Source organism: Halomonas sp. KM007, from assembly GCF_050709225.1.
Taxonomy (GTDB): domain Bacteria; phylum Pseudomonadota; class Gammaproteobacteria; order Pseudomonadales; family Halomonadaceae; genus Vreelandella; species Vreelandella hamiltonii.
The window spans coordinates 130,015-149,018 of the sequence record NZ_CP136131.1; the positions used below are offsets into that span (position 1 = coordinate 130,015).

Below are 19,004 nucleotides of genomic sequence, written 5' to 3' on the forward strand. Positions count from 1 at the left end.
TTTAGTGCTGTTCATTCGTTAATTTAAAAAAGGTGACCATGCAGGGTCACGCACTTCGCCTTGTGCTGCTGGCAGCCTGAACGATGAACGGCCATCGGCTGAAACGGCACTGAGCACACCCGCACTACCCTGCTGGGTAGCGAAGATTACCATGGTACCGTTCGGTGCAACACTAGGAGATTCATCTCTTGTCGATTCGCTCAAGACCACTAAGCGACCACCCCCAAGATCCTGCTTGGCAACCTGATAACCCCGGCTTGAACGATGGATGAAGAAGATCTCTTCACCGTCGGGAGAGAAGCGGGCACGGGCATTATAGTTACCTGTGAACGTAATGCGATTAGTTTCGCCACTACCCAGCGAATATTGATAAATCTGCGGCCCACCGCTGCGGTCAGAAGTGAAAATCAGACTGCGGCCATCGGGTGACCATGCGGGCTCGGTATCGATACTGTTGCTTTGAGTGACACGCTCAACGGAGCGGTTGGCCACATCCAGAATGTAGATTTCAGGCTGACCATCCTTTGACAGCGACATGGCAATGCGACGGCCATCGGGCGACCAGGTAGGCGCGCCATTGATGCCGTCGAACGACGTCGCCTGCACACGCTGGCCGGTGGCCACGTCCTGAATGTAGATGGCGGCCTGGCCAGACTCGAAAGACACATACGCCAGTTTACGTCCATCCGGTGACCATGCTGGCGACATGATGGGCTGGTCAGAGGTCAGCACTTGCTGGCTTCTGCGGCCATCGGCATCGGCCACGTAGAGGCCGAACTGCATGTTGTCGCCCACGCCTTGCGCAGTCACATAGGCAATGCGCGTGGAGAATGCGCCACGAATATCCGTGATCGCTTCGAAGATCTCATCGCTGATATAGTGCGCCGCACCACGCAGATCATTACTGTTGGCGGTGACGGTTTCACTCAGGATAGGACGCTGACCACTGATATCCATCAGGTCGAACTGCAGCTCATAGCCACTGCCCGATTGGCGCGCTCGGCCTACTACCAGATAGCGGACATCCAAGGAACGCCAGGTGCCGAACTGAACGTCGCTGGCCTGGCTGGGGCGCTCGAACATGGCGCCTCTATCCAGCGGTGAAAAGAAGCCGCTGCGCTCGAGGTTGTCCTGGATGATCTGAGCCACGTCTTCCGGGAAGTCTTCGCCTCCCTCGAACGGGACCACGCCAATGGGCAGCGCACGGTCACTGCCACGGGTTATTTCAATGGTCAGGTTTGCGCTTGCCACACTGCTGATCAACAGCAGTACGCAAAAAAGCCACACTTTGCTCAACGTTTGCATCAGCGAACATCCCCCGGGGTAAATCGCAGATTAAATTGACGTAAATTGCGCTGCTGATCCGCTGGCAAGTCGCGTAACTCGCCAAACGGTGCTGCATGTTCGACCGCCTGCATTGCCGACCGGTCAAAGGCACTGTCGCCACTTGAAGTGACCACCGATGTGGCAAGCAGTTCGCCCGATGGTCCAAGCCTTACCTGTATGGTAGCACTCATCGAGTTGCTTGCTCCCGGCGGAATGACCCAGGCCTGCTCAACGGCTCGCCGCACGATGTTGATAAAGCTGTTTGCCGCCTGCTGGGCCTGCTGAGCATTGGCAGCCGCTTCGGCTTCACCCGCCAACTGGCGCTGCATGGCCGCTTCTGCCGCTTCGGCAGCACGTCTCTCCTCAGCCTCACGCTGACGCTGGGCTTCGGCTTCCCGCTGACGCTGGGCTTCTGCTTCAGCCTCCCGCTGGCGTTGGGCTTCTGCTTCGGCTTCCCGCTGGCGCTGGGCTTCTGCTTCGGCTTCCCGCTGGCGTTGGGCTTCTGCTTCGGCTTCCCGTTGGCGCTGGGCTTCTGCTTCGGCTTCCCGCTGGCGCTGGGCTTCTGCTTCGGCTTCCCGCTGGGCTTCCGCCTCGGCTTGGCGTTGGGCTTCTGCTTCTTCCCGGGCGCGCTGCTCAGCAGCCTGCTCTTCTGCTGCCCGCTGAGCTTCCTGCTCACGCCGCTGGGCTTCTGCTTCGGCCTCAGCCTGGGCTTCGGCCAGCTCACGGGCTTGCTGCTCTGCACGGGCTGCGGCTTCTGCCTCGCGCTGTGCCGCCGCGGCAGCCTCTGCTTCAGCTGCCTGCTCTGCGGGGCTAGGTGCTTCAGGTGCTGGCTCGCTCTCGGCCGGCTCGGTCGCACTGTTCAGCGCGGCCTGCTGCTCGGTGACCTGCTGCGCCTGATCGGTAAAGGTTTCCGTGCTGACAAAAGTGGCCTGCACGATCGATGAGGAGTCGGGCTCTGCAGGCGTGCTGGGTAGCCGAATCAGCGTGAACGCAATCACGACGAGATGCACGCCAATCGCCAGAACCGTCGGCAATGTGTAGCCGACATCCTGGGGGTCGCGTGGTGGTTTCACTGCCATCGGTGACTCGCCCTTAGCCATCTTGCGGCGGCTCTGAGAGCAGCCCAACGTTCGCCACACCAGAGCGTTGCAGGGTGCTCATCAACATGACGACCTGGCCATAAGGCACGCTACGGTCGCCCCTGACCATGACAGGGGTGCCAGGTCGCCGTTGGAGAATGGCAATGACGCGTTCGGAAATCTGCTCCAAAGAGACATTGCTGGTGTCTTCACCCAAGGTGATGAAGTAGCCACCGTCACGATCCACCGAAATGATGATCGGATCACTGTCTTCTTGAGTCTCGATAGGTTCCGAAGTGACCTGCGGCAAATCCACCTGTACGCCTTGCGTCAACATGGGCGCCGTGATCATGAAAATGACCAGCAGCACCAGCATGACATCGATGAAGGGGACGACATTGATCTCCCCCATGGGCTTTTTCTTGCCGCCGCGATTAAACGAACCTTGCATGACGAACTCCTTTAGCGGGCATCGGGCTTGCCGTCACGACCTTGCAAGTTGCGATGCAGGATCGCATGGAATTCTTCAGCAAAATTTTCGTACTTGCCCAACAGGCGAGAGGCTTCGTTGGAAAGGCGATTATAGAAGATAACAGCAGGAATCGCTGCCAGAAGGCCCATGGCGGTGGCGATCAGGGCTTCAGCAATCCAGGGCGCCACGGTGGCCAAAGTGGCTTGCTGGGTCATGGAAAGCGACTGGAAGGAGCCCATGATGCCCCACACAGTACCAAACAGGCCGACGTAAGGGCTGACCGATGCCACGGTGGCCAGAAAAATCAGGTGTTGGGTAAGGCGATCCTCTTCCCGCGACCAGGCAACGCGCATGCTGCGCTGAACGCCTTCGAGGATCGTGTCGACGTTACGCGTCTTGGGCATCAGACGGTTGAACTCGCGAAAGCCGGACTGGAAGATATGCTCCGCGCCGTGGCGTGGGTCATCGGCAGGAATTTCGCGGTACAGCTCATTGAGGTCGACACCCGACCAGAATGACTCTTCGAATTGATTGTACTCCTGCTTGGCACGACGCAATGCCATGCTGCGCTGGAAAATCACCACCCAAGAGAGGATCGACCCCACCACCAGCAGTAACATGACGAGCTGCACGACGGTGCTGGCACTCATTATCAAGTGGGGTATGGACATGGTGTTATCGTTCACAGTTGCCCTCTTCAATCTATTGGCGTCGACATGGCGACATGGGTAGCGGTGGTCATTTCACCGGGTTTAGCTAGCACGAGATCACACTGAGGGTCGGCTAGTGAGCCGACACAGAAAGATCGAGCGATGCAGGCCACGCTTTGGGCCGTAAGGTATCAGCGCTCAAACAGGCTATCTCGACTGTGGCGGAGCACAAGAGTTCCTTGTCTCGCCACACCTGCTGCTCGAATGTCATTCGACAACGGCCTTGATTGGCCATGGTGGCCGTTACGGTCAGCGCATCGTCGAGACGTGCTGGCTTGGCATAGCGGCAGGCAATGCGGTATACCACTAGCTGCGTCCCTTCGTCTAGCAGCGTTTGCTGATTCAGCCCCAATTCTCTCAACCATTCACTGCGGGCGCGTTCCATAAACTTCAGATAGTTAACGTAGTAGACAATACCGCCCGCGTCAGTATCTTCTATGTAAACGCGCACTGGCATCGCAAAACCATCGGTCATGGCCGCCGCTCCCCTTCTGCATTCATGGCACTGTCGGGCACTATACGCTCGAAATGTTGCCACGCCTGGCGCGTCACCACCCGACCACGTGGCGTACGCATCATCAGGCCCTGCTGAATCAGGTAAGGCTCGATCACGTCCTCGATGGTATCGCGCTCCTCGCCAATCGCCGCCGACAGCGAATCGACCCCGACAGGCCCACCGTCGAACTTGTCGATCATGGCCAGCAGCAGGCGGCGATCCATATGGTCCAGGCCATGATGGTCGACGTTGAGCATGTTCAAGGCGGCATCGGCAAGGGTCACATCGACCACCCCGTTGCCCTTGATCTCGGCATAGTCACGGACGCGGCGCAGCAGGCGATTGGCGATGCGAGGCGTCCCCCGCGAGCGACGGGCAACCTCCACCGCACCTTCTCGACTGGTTTCCACGCCTAGCAGGCGTGCCGAACGAGCGACGATTTCCGTCAGCTCTTCGAGGTTGTAGAACTCCAGACGCTGGACGATACCGAAGCGATCGCGCAGCGGCGAGGTCAGCAGCCCTGCTCGCGTGGTCGCTCCCACCAGCGTAAAGCGCGGCAGGTCGAGCTTGATGGAGCGCGCCGCAGGCCCTTCACCAATCATGATGTCGAGCTGAAAATCTTCCATGGCGGGATAGAGGACTTCTTCCACCACGGGGGATAGGCGATGTATCTCATCGATGAACAGAACGTCACCCGGCTCCAGGTTGGTCAGCATCGCAGCCAGATCCCCGGCCCGCTCGAGCACCGGCCCGGAAGTCGACTTCAGGCCGACCCCCATTTCGGTGGCGATGATATTGGCCAGCGTGGTCTTGCCAAGGCCTGGTGGGCCAAACACCAGCGTGTGGTCGAGGCTCTCTTCCCGCAATCTGGCCGCGCCAATAAAGATTTCCAGCTGCTCACGGACTCGGGGCTGGCCAATGTAGTCCCGAAGGCGCTTGGGCCGAATGGCGTGATCGATGCGCACTTCCCCATGCTCCGGTTCAGCGGCGATCAATCGGTCATGTTCTAGCATGGCAACTCTTCTACTGGATCTGATCAACGCCGGAGAGACACAAGGTCCGGCACGCGGTGTATCAAGTGGGGTTTGCGTTGCGCTCAGCCACTCATGCGCTGAGTCAGCGCCGCCTTGACCAACGCTTCGGTGGATTGATTAGGATCTACATCGGCCAGCATTTTAGCAGCTTCGGTCAGCTTGTAGCCGAGGCTGACCAGCGCTGCCTCTGCATCGGCCAAACTGTCGCGCGGGGCTGGACGGCCACTGGTGGCCTCCAGGGCCAACGGGGCGTGGCTCTGCTCCCAGTCGGGAAAGCGATCACGCATGTCGATGATCAGCCGTTCGGCCGTCTTTTTGCCCACCCCAGGCAAACGGGTCAATGCCTTGCTGTCATCGTCACGCACGCAGCGCATGAAGGCGTCCTCATCCATCCCCGAAAGAATCGCCAGCGCCAGTTTGGGGCCTACACCACTGACCTTGATCAAGGCGCGAAACAGCGCACGCTCATGCTCACGGCCGAAGCCATACAGCAAATGGGCATCGTCGCGAATGGTCAAGTGCGTATATAACGAGACGTTTTCACCTGGCGCAGGCAGCGCCACCAGCGTGTTCATGGAGGCTTCCAGTTCGTAGCCAACGCCTTGGACATCCACCACGATCCAGGGGGGATGCTTCTCGATCAATAAACCAGTTAACCGACCAATCATAGGGGTGCTCGCGGGTAGTGAAAACGGTAAGCCACTATAAAGCGACTCTGTACAGATGACCAGTAACGACTATAACCGCCAACGCCCCGTAGAGCGCCGTTTGCCCTGCTTGGCCGCGGGGGGCACTCGACCACTTCCGGCGAACGCGTGGGTCAAGGCAATGGCCAGCGCGTCGGCCGCATCGGCTTGAGGCGTGGCGGTCAACTGCAACAGCGTCGTCACCATGTGCTGTACCTGTGTTTTCTCGGCACCCCCATGCCCTGTGACGGCCTGCTTGATATGCCGAGCCGCATACTCGGAAATACTCAGCCCATGGTTGGCCAGGCATACCAGCGCGGCGCCTCGGGCTTGGCCCAGCTTTAGCGCCGAGTCGGCATTCTTGGCCATGAACACACGCTCTACCGCGACTGCTTCAGGTCGATACAGGCCGATCACTTCCCCGAGCCCGGCATAGATCTGCGCCAAACGCTGCTCCAGCACCCCATCAGAGGTACGTATACAGCCGCTGGCCACATAGCGAGGCTTCATGCCGATCAGGTCAATGACGCCGTAGCCGGTAATCCGTGACCCAGGGTCGATACCCATGATCCGAACGACTGCCACGGACTGATGTCCTTCCATGTACTGACTCCTGGTAACGCGATGGCAGATAAGGTGACACATAACAAAACACCGACGCAGAGCGTCGGTGTTGGCTACCTCTGGCAGACGACAGAGCGTTTACTCGCCTGTGGTCTCTGCCTTGGCCTTTTGGCGCAGTCGAATGCTCAGCTCCTTGAGCTGCTCGGGGCTGACTTCGCCGGGGGCGTCGGTCATCAAGCAGCCAGCGCTTTGCGTTTTCGGGAAGGCGATCACTTCACGGATGGTTTTGGCACCGACCATCAGCATGACCAGGCGATCCAGACCGAAAGCCAAACCACCATGGGGCGGTGCACCGTACTGCAAGGCATCCAGCAGGAAGCCGAATTTCTCCTGCGCTTCCTCCTGGCCAATCCCGAGAATGTCGAACACGGTGCTTTGCATGGACTGATCGTGGATACGAATGGAACCACCGCCCAGCTCGGTACCGTTCAATACCATGTCGTAAGCACGCGATAGTGCGGCGGCCGGGTTGGCCTTGAGCTCTTCCGGCGTGCAGGAAGGCGCCGTGAAGGGATGGTGCAGCGGGCTCAGGCGGCCTTGATCATCGGCTTCGAACATCGGGAAATCGACCACCCAGAGCGGCGCCCAGGGCTGGGTATACATGGCCAGATCAGCGCCCAGCTTGACACGCAGTGCGCCGATGGCTTCGTTGACGATGCGCGTTTTGTCGGCACCGAAGAAGATGATGTCGCCATCTTCTGCACCCACGCGATCGAGCAGTTCCTCGACGACGTTCTCCATGAACTTGACGATGGGCGACTGCAGGCCTTCCAGCCCTTTGGCGCGCTCGTTGACTTTGATCCAGGCCAGGCCCTTGGCGCCGTAGATACCGACGAATTTGGTGTATTCGTCGATCTCTTTGCGCGACAGCTTCGCTCCACCCGGCACACGCAAGGCAGCTACACGGCCATCTTCTGCGCTGGCAGGACCAGAGAACACCTTGAAATCCACCTGCTGCATCAGGTCATCGACATCCGTCAGCTCCAACGGAATGCGCAGGTCCGGTTTGTCGGAGCCGAAGCGATCCATGGCTTCCTGCCAAGTCATGCGCGGGAACTCCGGCAGCTCGACATCCAGCACTTCCTGGAACAGCTGGCGGATCATGGCTTCGGTGATGCCCATGATATCGTTTTCCTCGACGAACGAGGCCTCGATATCGATCTGGGTAAACTCTGGCTGACGGTCGGCACGCAGGTCTTCGTCACGGAAGCACTTGGCAATCTGGTAGTAGCGGTCAAAGCCCGCCACCATCAGCAGCTGCTTGAACAGCTGCGGCGACTGCGGCAGTGCAAAAAAGCTACCCGCATGGGTGCGGCTCGGCACCAGGTAGTCGCGGGCACCTTCGGGTGTCGCGCGGGTCAGGATGGGCGTTTCGATGTCCAGAAACCCCTGGCCTTCGAGAAACGCACGAACGCTGTGCGAAATACGTGAACGCAGGCGCAGCTTCTCGATCATGTCCGGCCGGCGCAGGTCGATGTAACGATGCTTCAAGCGCACCTCTTCACCCACCTTGCCATGCTCGTCCAGCTGGAAAGGCGGCGTGAGGGCAGTGTTGAGCACCTCGACTTCCTTGGCCAGCACTTCGATCATGCCAGTCGGCATGTTGGGGTTCTGAGTGCCTTCGGGACGCAGGCGAACACGCCCTGTAATACGCAGAACATATTCACTGCGCGCACGGTCGGCATTAGCAAACGCCTCGGCGGTATCGGGGTCGACGACGAATTGCGCAATCCCATCGCGGTCGCGCATGTCGAGAAAGATAACCCCACCGTGATCACGACGGCGATGTACCCAACCGCAGACGGTGACCGTTTGATCCACCAATGTTTCGTTCAGCTGGCCGCAATAATGGCTGCGCATGTCTCTTCCTGTTCTGTTGCGTGACTATGTAAGGGGTCGCCAACTACCTCGGCTGACCGCCGCGGCTAAGCCGCGGCGCCTTTGCTGGGGGATGGCGTGCTGGTGTCGCTGGACGAAGAGCCAGCCGAGCCACCGCCAGCAGCAAGGTTCTTTTTGCTACCGGTTTTGAAATCGGTTTCGTACCAGCCGCCACCGGCCAGACGAAAGCCTGCCGCAGACACCAGCCGTTCGAGGTCATCCTGCTGGCAAGCGGGGCATTGAGTCAGCGGATCAGCGCTGACCTTCTGTAGTTTTTCCATGCGATGGCCGCAGGCCTTGCACTCGTACTCATAGATAGGCATGTTGAGGGCTCCTGAAAAGCACAACGTCAACAGACTGATATTTACAGAAAAGTGGCGAACGACTAGGCCGCCGAGCTGACAATATGTGGCCTGCTGGGATAAATTCCAAGACTGCGGTTGATAGCGCGAACATTATACCCTTTTGTGCCCCCTGCCGGGCAAGGCCAAGCGCCACTTGGCAGCCAATGGAGAAAACAACATGCCTCATGCGGTAATGCTGGATGCAGAAAGCCTGGGCCCCCATATCGACCTGACGCCGATTCGTGAGGCCGTCGATCACCTGGAAACCTATCAACAAAGCACCCCAGAGCAGGCCCGCGAGCGCCTGAAAAACGCGGATATTGCCATCGTCAACAAGGTCACACTGGACGCCGACACGTTGTCGCAGTTGCCTTCGCTACGGCTGATCTGCGTCCTGGCCACGGGATTGAACAATATCGATCTTGACGCAGCCAAAGCTCATGGCATCGTCGTCAAGAACGTCTCCGCCTACGGCACGGCCAGTGTCTCTCAGCACACTCTAATGCTGATGCTGTCGCTGGCCAATCGCCTGCCGCGCTATCAGGCAGATATCGCCGCAGGAGCTTGGCAGAAAAGTGATTTCTTCTGCCTTCAGAACCACCCGACGCTGCAGCTGGCTGGCAAGCAACTGGTCATGGTAGGCAGTGGCGAACTGGGCTCGGAAGTCGCTCGTCTGGCCGAGGCCTTCGGCATGCAAGTAACCTTCGCCGCGCGTCCTGGCAACGAAGCCGCCGATAAGCGCCCGGCTCTGGACGACCTGCTGCCCAACGCCGATGTCATCAGCCTGCACTGTCCCCTGAACGACGACACACGACATTTGATCAATCAAGCGCGTTTGGCCAAGGCCAAGCCTTCACTGCTGCTGGTCAACTGCGCGCGCGGCGGCATCATCGACGAAGAGGCCGCTCTGGAGGCGCTGCGCAAAGGAGCGCTGGGCGGGCTGGCCGTTGACGTGCTGCCCGCCGAGCCCCCCCGCCAGGGGCATGCGTTGCTGGATGCCTTGGCAACAGGAGAGCCGCTCAATTTGATCGTCACGCCGCATAACGCCTGGATCACCCCCGAAGCGCGTCAGAACATCGTCTTGCTGTCGGCGAAAAACATCACTGACTGGCAGGCAGAGCAGTCCGCCTGAGGCGGCAATACGTCAAAACGTCGCAAAATGACCAGAAGCGTGATGTAGGGCCAGGGGTTCCATTGATACGTGGGTCACCCTGGCCCCTTGAACCTTCCCAGGCACCATTCCACGCAGACAGCACTGCGACAATGGCAACCTCCTGTTCATCAAAGCAATTCTTGGCGTACTAATACCGCACTGTTGCGGGGCACCAGAGGGCGCCCTCGGCGCAGCAGCAGCGAACGGGTAAACGATGCACCGAACAACAGTATCAAGGAACTGTAGTAGACCCACAGCAGGATCATCACTACCGAGCCCGCGGCACCATAGGTAGATGCGGTGGCCGTATAGGCCAGATAGATGGCGATCAGGCTGCGGCCTATCGTGAACAGAATCGCCGTCACCAGCGCGCCGATCAGCACGTCCTGCCAACGCAATACCACATCGGGCAGCACTTTGAAGATAGTGGCAAACAGCAAGGTCACCATGGCCAGCGAAATGAGCGACTCGGCAGTGGTAGTGACGATGGTCGCGATGGGCAGCAGGTCACTGGTGGCGTGCAGCATGCTGCGCAGGAAAACGCCCAGCACCAGAGAGACGAGCAGAATGAAGCCAATCGAAAGCACGACGGTCAGCGACAGCAGGCGCGTCTTGATGAAAATGAAGGCGCTGTTGCTGGTAGGCTTGGCCGTGACGCCCCAGATGGTATTGAGTGAAAACTGCATCTGAGCAAAGACCGTGGTGGCAACCGCCTGTTCCACCGCCTGGGCAGCCTCGGCCCCTAACGTGCCTTGAAGCTGTGCCACGATTTGCCCTTGAGCAGCATCTTCCCCCAGCACCACCCCGATCACGGTGACGGCAATGATGATCGTCGGAGCCAGCGAAAAAAGCGTATAGAACGCCAGCGAACCAGCGTAGCTGAAGGCATTGCGCTCCAGCCATAGAGAGATTGCATCTTGTACCACGTTCCACCAGAAAACGAGCGTGCGCTTCAGCATAGTTATTCCCTTTAAAACCATTCCCAGCGTCCTTTTTTATAACGCCACTATCACTATCAATAGGTAAGCATACCGAATGAAACCGTTGAGCGCAGGGTTTGATGCATTGCACAGAAGTGACTCACTGACCATAATGGCCACGCCTGATGGCCAACTGACCAGCGCGCAAGGACACCCCATGACACCGGATGCTGCCCTCCCCCCTTCGAACCATGAGTTTGACTGCCTAGTCTTCATTGGTCGTTTTCAGCCGCCACATCTGGGGCATTTGGCCATCATCCGCGAAGCGCTCAAACAGGCGCGTCAGGTCATCGTCATGGTCGGCTCTTCATGGCAAGCGCGTTCGTTACGCAATCCCTGGCACTTCAATGAACGCCAAGCCATGATCCGCTCGGGATTCGACGAAGCCGAGAACCGCCGCCTGGAAATCACGCCCCTGCTGGATGCCCTTTACAATGACGATGTCTGGGTGCGGGATGTGCAACGCAAGGTGCGTGACCTGGCTACCCCCGCCAAGGCTCGTCTGCCACGTATCGGACTGATCGGAGCCAGCCGTGGCCAATCGAGCTACTATCTTTCGCTGTTTCCTCAGTGGGAATCGGTCAGCGTTCCGCTGGTGGAAGGCATTTCAGCCAGCCAGATTCGAGAACGGCTGTTTCGCTCCCCGGACGCCACCGGCGACTATCTGAGCACTGGCGCTTATCATGATCTTCCCCCGGGGGTGGTCAGAAGCGTAGGACAGTTCTGCAAGGGTGATGCTTATCATCAGTTGCTGGAGGAGCAGCATTTGCTGGACCAGTATCGCCAGGCCTGGGCAAAAGCCCCTTACCCGCCCATCTTCGTGACGGTAAATGCCGTGGTGGTGCAATCTGGCCATGTATTGCTGGTGAAGCGCACTGCCGCCCCTGGCAAGGGGCTGTTCGCGCTGCCCGGCGGCTTCATCAACCCTCACGAACGCTTGCTGGATGCCTGCCTGCGCGAGCTGCGCGAACGCTTGCGGCTCAAAGTGCCGGAACCGGTGCTGAAGGGCTCGCTACGCGGCCAGCGTCTGTTCGATGAGCCACACCGCAGTTGGCGAGGGCGAACGCTCGCCGAAGCTTTCTATTTTGCGCTGACCCCCGACCAGCAGCTACCTCGCCTGAAGCCGGTCAAAGGCGGCGAGCATGCCCGCTGGGTGGCGTTGGCCGACCTGGAGCCGGAAAGTCTGTTTGAAGACCACTTCTTCATCATTCAAAACTTTCTAGGGCTACCGGCCAACCTGGGCGGCGTTTAGCCCTGCAGAAAATCGCGCGGCAGCTTCATCATTTGCCGCCATAGGCGCTCTACCCCGGGCTTGTGCACCAGCGAGCAACGATACAAACGGATTTCCAGAGGAATATCCCACCCCTCATCTCCTGCCCGAACCAGCCGACCGCTCTTCAGCTCTTCACGGATGCAGAAATCGGGAATCCAGGCCACGCCGACTCCTTGCAACACCATGCCCTTCAGGCCCTCGGCCATGGCCGTTTCGTACACCGTGCGCAGCTTCATGCGTAGCGGATCGTTCTTCAGCAGCATGCGCACGCTACGCCCCAGGAAAGCACCCTGTGTGTAGGCCAGGTAGGGAATCGACTGATCACGCAGCAGCGAGAACAGCGGCTTGCCCTGCTCATCAGGGAGCGACACGGGCAACATCTTGACCTTGCCAATCGAAAAAGACGGGAACACTTCGGCGTCCAGCTGCATGGTGGCAAACGGGTCATAGTAAGCCAACATGAGGTCACAGTTGCCTTCCCGCAGAACGTGAATCGCCTCGCCCACATTCATGGCCACCAACCGCGTCGGCAGTTCGCCCAAACCCTTCTGCAGCCGCGAGATCCAGGGCGGATAAAAACTCAACGCCAAGGAGTGCGCGGCCACGATATCCAGCGCCTCGTTGGCAATCGAGAGGCCACGCAAATGGCTGAGTGATTCATTGAGTTGCTCTACCAGGTTGCGCGCAGTGACCAAAAAAAGCTGGCCTTCCGAGGTGAGCCCTATGGGTGTCGTCGAGCGGTCCACCAAGGTGACTCCCACCGCTTGTTCCAGCGCCCTGATGCGACGACTAAAGGCAGGTTGGGTCACATGGCGCTGCCTGGCAGACGCAGAAAAACTGCGCGTGTTGGCCAGTGCCACAAAATCTTCTAACCATTTTGTTTCAAGATTCACCCAACACTCCCTTTGTTTATTGGTTCTTTGTGATCGCGGCTGGCCCAGCGGCTACTGGACGGGTGACATCAGGTACGCGGCGCGGGATACGACTTTTTTCCACATTGGCCGCTGGCTGACTTCATCGAGGGTAACGCGTCGACACTGGGCGAAATCGGCTTCCAGCATCTCGGCCACCTGTCGGGTAAAATCAGCGCTGGGTATGAAGGCGGTAATCTCGAAATTCAATCTGAACGAGCGATTATCCAGATTGACCGTACCGACGGCAGACGAGCTGTTGTCGATAAGCATGACTTTTTGGTGTAAAAAGCCAGGCTGATAACGGTATATTTTCACACCTGCCTTGAGCATGTCGGGCAAGAACGAGAACGCCGACAGGAAAACCAGCAAGTGATCCGGCCGCTCCGGGATCATCACACGCACATCTACACCGCGCATGGCCGCCAGTCTCAATGAATCCTGAACGCCCTGGTCCGGCACGAAATACGGGCTGGTGACCCAGAAACGTTCGTTGGCACTGTGAATCAGCTGCTGCACCAGCAGCCCTGCCGTGTCCTGCTTGTCCGCAGGCCCCGACGGCACGATGACCACTTGTTGGTCATGCCCCGCGGCGGGTGCCGCGTGCCAGTTCAGCGTAATCACTTCCCCTGTGGCCCAGTGCCAATCCTCCCAGAACGCTTCCTGGAGGCCGAGAACGCTAGGACCGTGCAGTAACAGATGAGTATCGCGCCAAGGGCCATGCTTCTTGCTCTGCCCCAGATACTCTGTGCCGACATTGAAGCCGCCTACCCACCCCTGCTCCCCATCCACCACGGCAATCTTGCGGTGGTTGCGGAAGTTGAGCTGGAAGCGGTGTTTGATGCCACGCGACGATCGAAACGGGGTCACTTCGACACCTGCCTGTTTCAGCTCTTTGAAATAACCGTCTCGCAGCTTGCGGCTGCCAATTTCATCGTAGAGAAAATAGACACGCACACCGCGCTGGGCCGCGCCTACGAGATGCTGCTGCAACTCACGTCCCAGCGCATCATCCCGCACGATGAAGAACTGCAGCAACAGATAGTGCCGAGCCTGCGCGATGCCTTCGAACAAGCTGTCGAACGTTGCTTGCCCATCGATCAGCAGCTGCGGGTGATTGCCTCGGGTCAGCGGCATCATCGCCAGCTGCTCAACGGCCTTGATATCGGTATTGGTGGACTCGACCACGTGGGGCTTGATGTTGTGACGATAGCGCACCAAGACTCTGCGCAGCACCGTATCTCTTGCACCGCGTGCGGTCACATAGCCATAGAAGCGGGGGCGTCCAAAAAACCAGTAGGCGGGTAAAGCGATATAGGGAAAGGTCAGCAGTGAAATGATCCACGCGACGGCACCCTGGGATGTCCGACTGGACATCAACGCCATTACTGCCGAGACCATCCCCAGAACGTGGATCATCATGATCGCCGTGCCTAGCAGCCATGAGGCCATTAACGCTTCCTCGTCATCATCAGGACATCTTGCTGTTTTTCTATAGCGACCATGCGGAGAAGCCCCGCCTGGGACGGGGCTTCCGATCACTCATCTGGTCACACAGGTTGCCAATCGGCCATCAGGCCTTTTGGGCAATGATTTCTTTCCACTTGGCAGGCCCCGTCTGGTGCACCGACGTGCCCTGGCTATCGACGGCGACCGTGACCGGCATGTCTTCCACCTCGAACTCATAGATGGCTTCCATTCCAAGATCCTCGAAGCCTACTACACGAGACTTCTTGATGGCCTGGGCCACCAGATAGGCAGAGCCCCCGACCGCCATCAGATAGACGGCCTGGTTGTCGCGAATCGCGTCGATGGCCGCCTGGCCACGCTCGGCCTTGCCTACCATCCCCAGCAGCCCGGTCTCTTCCAGCATGGTACGGGTGAACTTGTCCATACGAGTGGCGGTCGTTGGCCCTGCAGGCCCCACGACTTCATCACCTACCGGGTCTACTGGCCCGACGTAGTAGATGAAGCGACCTTTCATGTCTACCGGCAGCGGCTCACCTTTGGAGATCATGTCGACCATACGCTTGTGCGCCGCATCGCGACCGGTCAGCAGTTTACCGTTGAGCAGCAGCGTGTCGCCTGGCTGCCAGGTGCTGACCTCTTCGGGAGTGACCGTATCGAGATTCACGCGCTTGACGTTATCACCCGCTTCACGCGTGATTTCCGGCCAATCTTCCAGCTTGGGAGCTGGCAACGAGACGGCACCGGAACCATCCAGAGTGAAGTGTGCATGACGCGTCGCCGCACAGTTGGGAATGATGGCCACCGGCTTGTTGGCCGCATGGGTGGGATAATCCTTGACCTTGATATCCAGCACCGTGGTCAAGCCGCCCAGCCCCTGGGCACCGATACCACTCTTGTTGATCTTGTCGAACAGCTCCAGACGCAGCTCTTCTGCCCGGTTGCTGGGGCCACGTGCCTGAAGGTCTTGGATGTCGATAGGATCGAGGAGCGCTTCCTTGGCGATTTCCATGGCCTTTTCGGCGGTTCCACCAATCCCGATACCGAGCATGCCGGGCGGGCACCAGCCAGCGCCCATCTTGGGCAACTGTTCCATGACCCAATCCACCACGCTGTCGGAAGGGTTGAGCATGGCAAACTTCGATTTTGCCTCGCTACCGCCGCCCTTCGCTGCCACGTGAATATCGACCTTGTCGCCAGGCACGATCTTGTGATGGATGATGGCGGGCGTATTGTCCTTGGTGTTTTGGCGTTTGCCATCCGGGTCGGCCAGAACCGACGCACGCAGAACGTTATCGGGCAATTGATAGGCCCGGCGCACGCCTTCGTTGATCATGTCATCCAGGCTGAGGTCCGCTTCCCAGGTCACGTTCATGCCGACATGCACGAATACCGTCACGATACCGGTGTCCTGGCAGATGGGGCGATGGCCCGTGGCGCACATCCGTGAGTTGATCAGGATCTGAGCAATGGCATCCTTGGCCGCCGGATTCTCTTCGCGCTCATAAGCGGCTGCCATGGCATCGATGAAATCCTTGGGATGATAGTAAGAGATGTACTGCAGAGCATCGGCAACGCTTTGAATCACGTCGTCCTGGCGAATCACGGTCATGGATGAACAGCTCCTCGGTTATCGTGCTGAGCGCGACCTTCTCGGTCGTCTAAGTGTGCGGGAAGTATACCGTATTGAAACAGCCACGGCAGCCAATACAGGCCCACGCTACTGCTCTGAGCGTAAGGCTTTGGTCTGACGAATCATCAACAGACAAGATAACGGTATAACCAAGCTGCTTCTCGATACGATCCGCGGCTCGCCGGATTTCAGGACCTTCAGGCATCGCCTACCCCAGCGCCAGCTGCTGTTCTTTCATGCGGTGCACCTGATCACGCAACCGCGCCGCCTCTTCGAACTCCAGGTTCTGGGCGGCCTCGAACATGGCGTCTTCCAACTTGCTGATGGCCGCCAGCAGGTCTTGGCGACTCATGGACGCCACGTCATAGCTACCCTCAGGCTCGGCCACCTTGCGCTCGTTGCCACGTCGGCGGGTGCTCTTCTTGCCGGGCGTTTGGGCGGCTTCGAGAATGTCGGCCACCGAACGCGTCACGGTGGTCGGCGTGATGCCATGCTCTTCGTTATGGGCCATCTGCTTGGCGCGGCGGCGCTCGGTTTCATCGATGGCCTTACGCATCGAGTCGGTAATCCGATCACCGTAGAGAATCGCTTTGCCGTTGGCATTACGCGCCGCGCGGCCAATGGTCTGGATCAGCGAACGTTCGGCACGCAGGAAACCTTCCTTGTCTGCATCCAGAATGGCGACCAGCGATACTTCCGGAATATCCAGCCCTTCACGCAGCAGGTTGATCCCCACCAGCACATCGAACTTGCCCAGCCGTAGATCGCGGATGATTTCCACCCGCTCGACAGTATCGATATCGGAGTGCAGATATCGCACCCGAATATCGTGTTCATCGAGATAGTCGGTCAAATCCTCGGCCATACGCTTGGTCAGCGTAGTTACCAGCACGCGCTCGCCCACTGCAGTGCGCAAGCCGATTTCGGACAGCAGATCGTCGACCTGGGTGCTGGCAGGGCGCACTTCGATTTGCGGATCGAGCAGCCCCGTGGGGCGCACCACCTGCTCGACCACCTGACCGGCATGCTCTGCTTCATAAGGCCCCGGGGTGGCCGAGACGAAGATGGTCTGTGGCGAAATCGACTCCCACTCTTCGAACTTCATCGGCCGGTTGTCCAGCGCGGAAGGCAGGCGGAAGCCGTACTCCACCAGCGTTTCCTTGCGGGAGCGGTCACCTTTGTACATGCCACCCACCTGGGGCACGCTGACGTGGGACTCATCGATGAAGAGCAGCGCATCGTCGGGCAGGTAATCGAAAAATGTCGGCGGCGGCTCGCCAGGAGCACGGCCAGACAAGTAGCGCGAGTAGTTTTCGATGCCGTTGCAGTAACCCAGCTCCAGCATCATTTCGATGTCGTAGAGAGTGCGCTGTTCCAGGCGCTGGGCTTCCACCAGCCGCTCATGCTTTCTCAGCCACTCGAGCCGCTCTTTCAGCTCCCCCTTGATGGCATCGATGGCCTCCAGGATGGTTTCCCTGGGGGTGACATAGTGCGACTTCGGGTAGATCGTCATGCGCGGCACCTGGCCACGTATATCCCCTGTCAGCGGGTCAAACAGGCGGATGGAATCGATCTCGTCGTCGAAGAGCTCGACCCGTACGGCCTCTTCGTCGGCGTCCGCCGGAAAGATATCGATTACATCACCACGCACACGGTAGGTGCCGCGACGAAAATCCATGTCGTTGCGCGTGTACTGCAGCTCCGCCAATCGGCGCAGGAAGGCACGCTGATCGATCAGCTCGCCGCGGGTAAAGTGCAGGCGCATTTTCAGGTATTGATCCGGGTCACCCAGACCATAGATCGCCGATACCGACACGACGATCAAGGCATCACGCCTTTCCAGCAGCGCCTTGGTGGCGGACAGCCGCATCTGCTCGATGTGATCATTGATCGAGGCATCTTTTTCAATGAACGTGTCCGAGGAAGGCACGTATGCTTCCGGCTGATAGTAGTCGTAGTAGGAGACGAAATATTCGACGGCGTTGTCGGGAAAGAACGACTTGAATTCGCCATACAGCTGGGCCGCCAGCGTCTTGTTGGGCGCCATGACGATGGTCGGCCGCTGTAGCTGCTGCACCACGTTGGCCATGGTGAAGGTCTTGCCGGAGCCGGTAACGCCCAGCAGCGTCTGGTGGGCAAGGCCCGACTCCAGGCCGCTTACCAGGCTGCGGATCGCGGTGGGCTGGTCGCCCGCAGGCTTGAATTTTGACTGCAGACGAAATTCCTTGCTCATCATGGCTCCTGGGATGGCCACTCGGTGCGAGTGGTGATCTCGATGGTGGCCTGGGTCATCAACCGCTGAATGGGGCATCGGTGGCTGATCTCTTCCAGCTTGGCTTTCTGCTCAGGGTCGCTGATACCGTGCAGTTCGAGCTGAACGGCCAGCCGGTAAACGCCCTTCTTTTCATCCTGGTCGTCTCGCTGCACCGTGACCGTAATGCCTTCCAACGGCCACTGCTTGCGCTTGGCATACATTTGTACGGTAATGGCCTTGCAGGTTCCCAAAGCGATATCGAAATAGTCGTGAGGGTCCGGCGCACTTTCATCGCCACCCACCACTGCGGGTACGTCTGCGTAGAGGTCTTCCAGGCCATTGACCTCGATACGCTGACGAAACGCCCGGTTGCGCTCACTGATCACCACGATAGGCGGATGCATTCACGACACCTTGATGGGTAGCTTGAGCCGTTCGACCGCCTGGATCAGCGCGTCGCGCTTGGCACGCCCTTCCACTTCGGCGCCATGACGCCCTACTTCGGCGCTGTCCACCCCATCCAGCATCATCAATGCCGTGGTGATCTTGTTGACCTGATCAGCGTTGGAAACCCCTTGAAAACTGAGTGATTGCACTGCCATGCGTTGCCTTTTTATGTGTTAATGAGTCTTGTTAAGTATATGCTAGCGGGATCGATCGGCGATACGACGCAAAATTCTTGTG

The 19,004-nt window shown here is 58.8% G+C and carries 19 protein-coding genes; 2 read left to right on the top strand and 17 right to left on the bottom strand.

Annotated features, from left to right (window positions below):
- Positions 1–18: 18 nt before the first annotated feature.
- The 10 genes from tolB to RVM27_RS00690 all read right to left on the bottom strand — a co-directional run bounded on the left by tolB (position 19) and on the right by RVM27_RS00690 (position 8,628).
- On the bottom strand, positions 19–1,305 hold the full coding sequence (tolB, locus tag RVM27_RS00645) for a Tol-Pal system protein TolB (RefSeq protein WP_498957151.1): 1,287 nt from the start codon (positions 1,303–1,305) through the stop codon (positions 19–21).
- A complete protein-coding gene (gene tolA, locus RVM27_RS00650; RefSeq protein WP_498957152.1) occupies positions 1,305–2,405 on the bottom strand; it encodes an energy transducer TonB in 1,101 nt (366 codons plus the stop codon). Before tolA ends, tolB begins: the two co-directional genes overlap by 1 nt.
- Before the next feature lie 13 nt (positions 2,406–2,418).
- Positions 2,419–2,856, bottom strand: coding sequence for a protein TolR (gene tolR, locus RVM27_RS00655; protein WP_016913818.1), 438 nt, complete (start codon positions 2,854–2,856; stop codon positions 2,419–2,421).
- An 11-nt stretch (positions 2,857–2,867) separates the two neighbouring features.
- A complete protein-coding gene (tolQ, locus tag RVM27_RS00660; RefSeq protein ID WP_498941416.1) occupies positions 2,868–3,548 on the bottom strand; it encodes a protein TolQ in 681 nt (226 codons plus the stop codon).
- A gap of 112 nt (positions 3,549–3,660) precedes the next feature.
- Positions 3,661–4,062 (bottom strand): tol-pal system-associated acyl-CoA thioesterase, encoded by a 402-nt coding sequence (gene ybgC / locus RVM27_RS00665; protein ID WP_039177985.1) that lies wholly within the window; start codon positions 4,060–4,062, stop codon positions 3,661–3,663.
- Positions 4,059–5,096 carry a Holliday junction branch migration DNA helicase RuvB gene (ruvB, locus tag RVM27_RS00670; protein WP_498957153.1) on the bottom strand — a complete coding sequence of 346 codons (1,038 nt, stop codon included), beginning with the start codon at positions 5,094–5,096 and terminating at the stop codon, positions 4,059–4,061. The genes ybgC and ruvB overlap by 4 nt, the downstream gene beginning before the upstream one ends.
- Before the next feature lie 83 nt (positions 5,097–5,179).
- A complete protein-coding gene (gene ruvA, locus RVM27_RS00675; protein WP_287808815.1) occupies positions 5,180–5,785 on the bottom strand; it encodes a Holliday junction branch migration protein RuvA in 606 nt (201 codons plus the stop codon).
- Between the two features lie 69 nt (positions 5,786–5,854).
- Positions 5,855–6,406, bottom strand: a complete 552-nt coding sequence (gene ruvC, locus RVM27_RS00680; RefSeq protein ID WP_287808816.1) for a crossover junction endodeoxyribonuclease RuvC — start codon at positions 6,404–6,406, stop codon at positions 5,855–5,857.
- 99 nt (positions 6,407–6,505) lie between these two features.
- Complete coding sequence (gene aspS, locus RVM27_RS00685; RefSeq protein WP_039177993.1) at positions 6,506–8,287, bottom strand: aspartate--tRNA ligase; 1,782 nt, start codon at positions 8,285–8,287, stop codon at positions 6,506–6,508.
- A 65-nt stretch (positions 8,288–8,352) separates the two neighbouring features.
- Positions 8,353–8,628, bottom strand: a complete 276-nt coding sequence (locus tag RVM27_RS00690; protein WP_016913811.1) for an FmdB family zinc ribbon protein — start codon at positions 8,626–8,628, stop codon at positions 8,353–8,355.
- A gap of 199 nt (positions 8,629–8,827) precedes the next feature.
- Here RVM27_RS00690 and RVM27_RS00695 point away from each other — a divergent pair, with 199 nt between their 5' ends.
- Complete coding sequence (locus RVM27_RS00695) at positions 8,828–9,781, top strand: D-2-hydroxyacid dehydrogenase (RefSeq protein ID WP_287808817.1); 954 nt, start codon at positions 8,828–8,830, stop codon at positions 9,779–9,781.
- 149 nt (positions 9,782–9,930) lie between these two features.
- On the opposite strand, the gene RVM27_RS00700 is transcribed toward RVM27_RS00695, so the two are convergent.
- Complete coding sequence (locus RVM27_RS00700) at positions 9,931–10,761, bottom strand: YihY/virulence factor BrkB family protein (RefSeq protein WP_498957154.1); 831 nt, start codon at positions 10,759–10,761, stop codon at positions 9,931–9,933.
- 178 nt (positions 10,762–10,939) lie between these two features.
- Between RVM27_RS00700 and RVM27_RS00705 the strand changes: the two genes are divergently transcribed.
- Positions 10,940–12,034 (top strand): bifunctional nicotinamide-nucleotide adenylyltransferase/Nudix hydroxylase, encoded by a 1,095-nt coding sequence (locus RVM27_RS00705; protein ID WP_227408030.1) that lies wholly within the window; start codon positions 10,940–10,942, stop codon positions 12,032–12,034.
- Here the strand turns inward: RVM27_RS00705 and RVM27_RS00710 are convergent.
- The 6 genes from RVM27_RS00710 to RVM27_RS00735 form a co-directional block, all read right to left on the bottom strand.
- A complete protein-coding gene (locus tag RVM27_RS00710) occupies positions 12,031–12,948 on the bottom strand; it encodes a LysR substrate-binding domain-containing protein (RefSeq protein ID WP_144982780.1) in 918 nt (305 codons plus the stop codon). The genes RVM27_RS00705 and RVM27_RS00710 overlap by 4 nt on opposite strands.
- Positions 12,949–12,999: 51 nt before the next feature.
- Positions 13,000–14,418 carry a cardiolipin synthase gene (gene cls / locus RVM27_RS00715; RefSeq protein ID WP_144982777.1) on the bottom strand — a complete coding sequence of 473 codons (1,419 nt, stop codon included), beginning with the start codon at positions 14,416–14,418 and terminating at the stop codon, positions 13,000–13,002.
- Between the two features lie 121 nt (positions 14,419–14,539).
- A complete protein-coding gene (locus tag RVM27_RS00720; protein WP_039178005.1) occupies positions 14,540–16,045 on the bottom strand; it encodes a fumarate hydratase in 1,506 nt (501 codons plus the stop codon).
- Between the two features lie 229 nt (positions 16,046–16,274).
- Entirely contained in the window at positions 16,275–18,299 is a 2,025-nt protein-coding gene (gene uvrB, locus RVM27_RS00725) for an excinuclease ABC subunit UvrB (protein ID WP_498957155.1), read from the bottom strand.
- The gene (locus RVM27_RS00730; protein WP_498957156.1) at positions 18,299–18,724 is read right to left on the bottom strand and encodes an OsmC family protein; all 426 of its coding nucleotides are present in this window, start codon (positions 18,722–18,724) and stop codon (positions 18,299–18,301) included. The genes uvrB and RVM27_RS00730 overlap by 1 nt, the downstream gene beginning before the upstream one ends.
- Positions 18,725–18,922, bottom strand: coding sequence for a hypothetical protein (locus RVM27_RS00735; protein ID WP_039178013.1), 198 nt, complete (start codon positions 18,920–18,922; stop codon positions 18,725–18,727).
- Positions 18,923–19,004 lie beyond the last annotated feature (82 nt).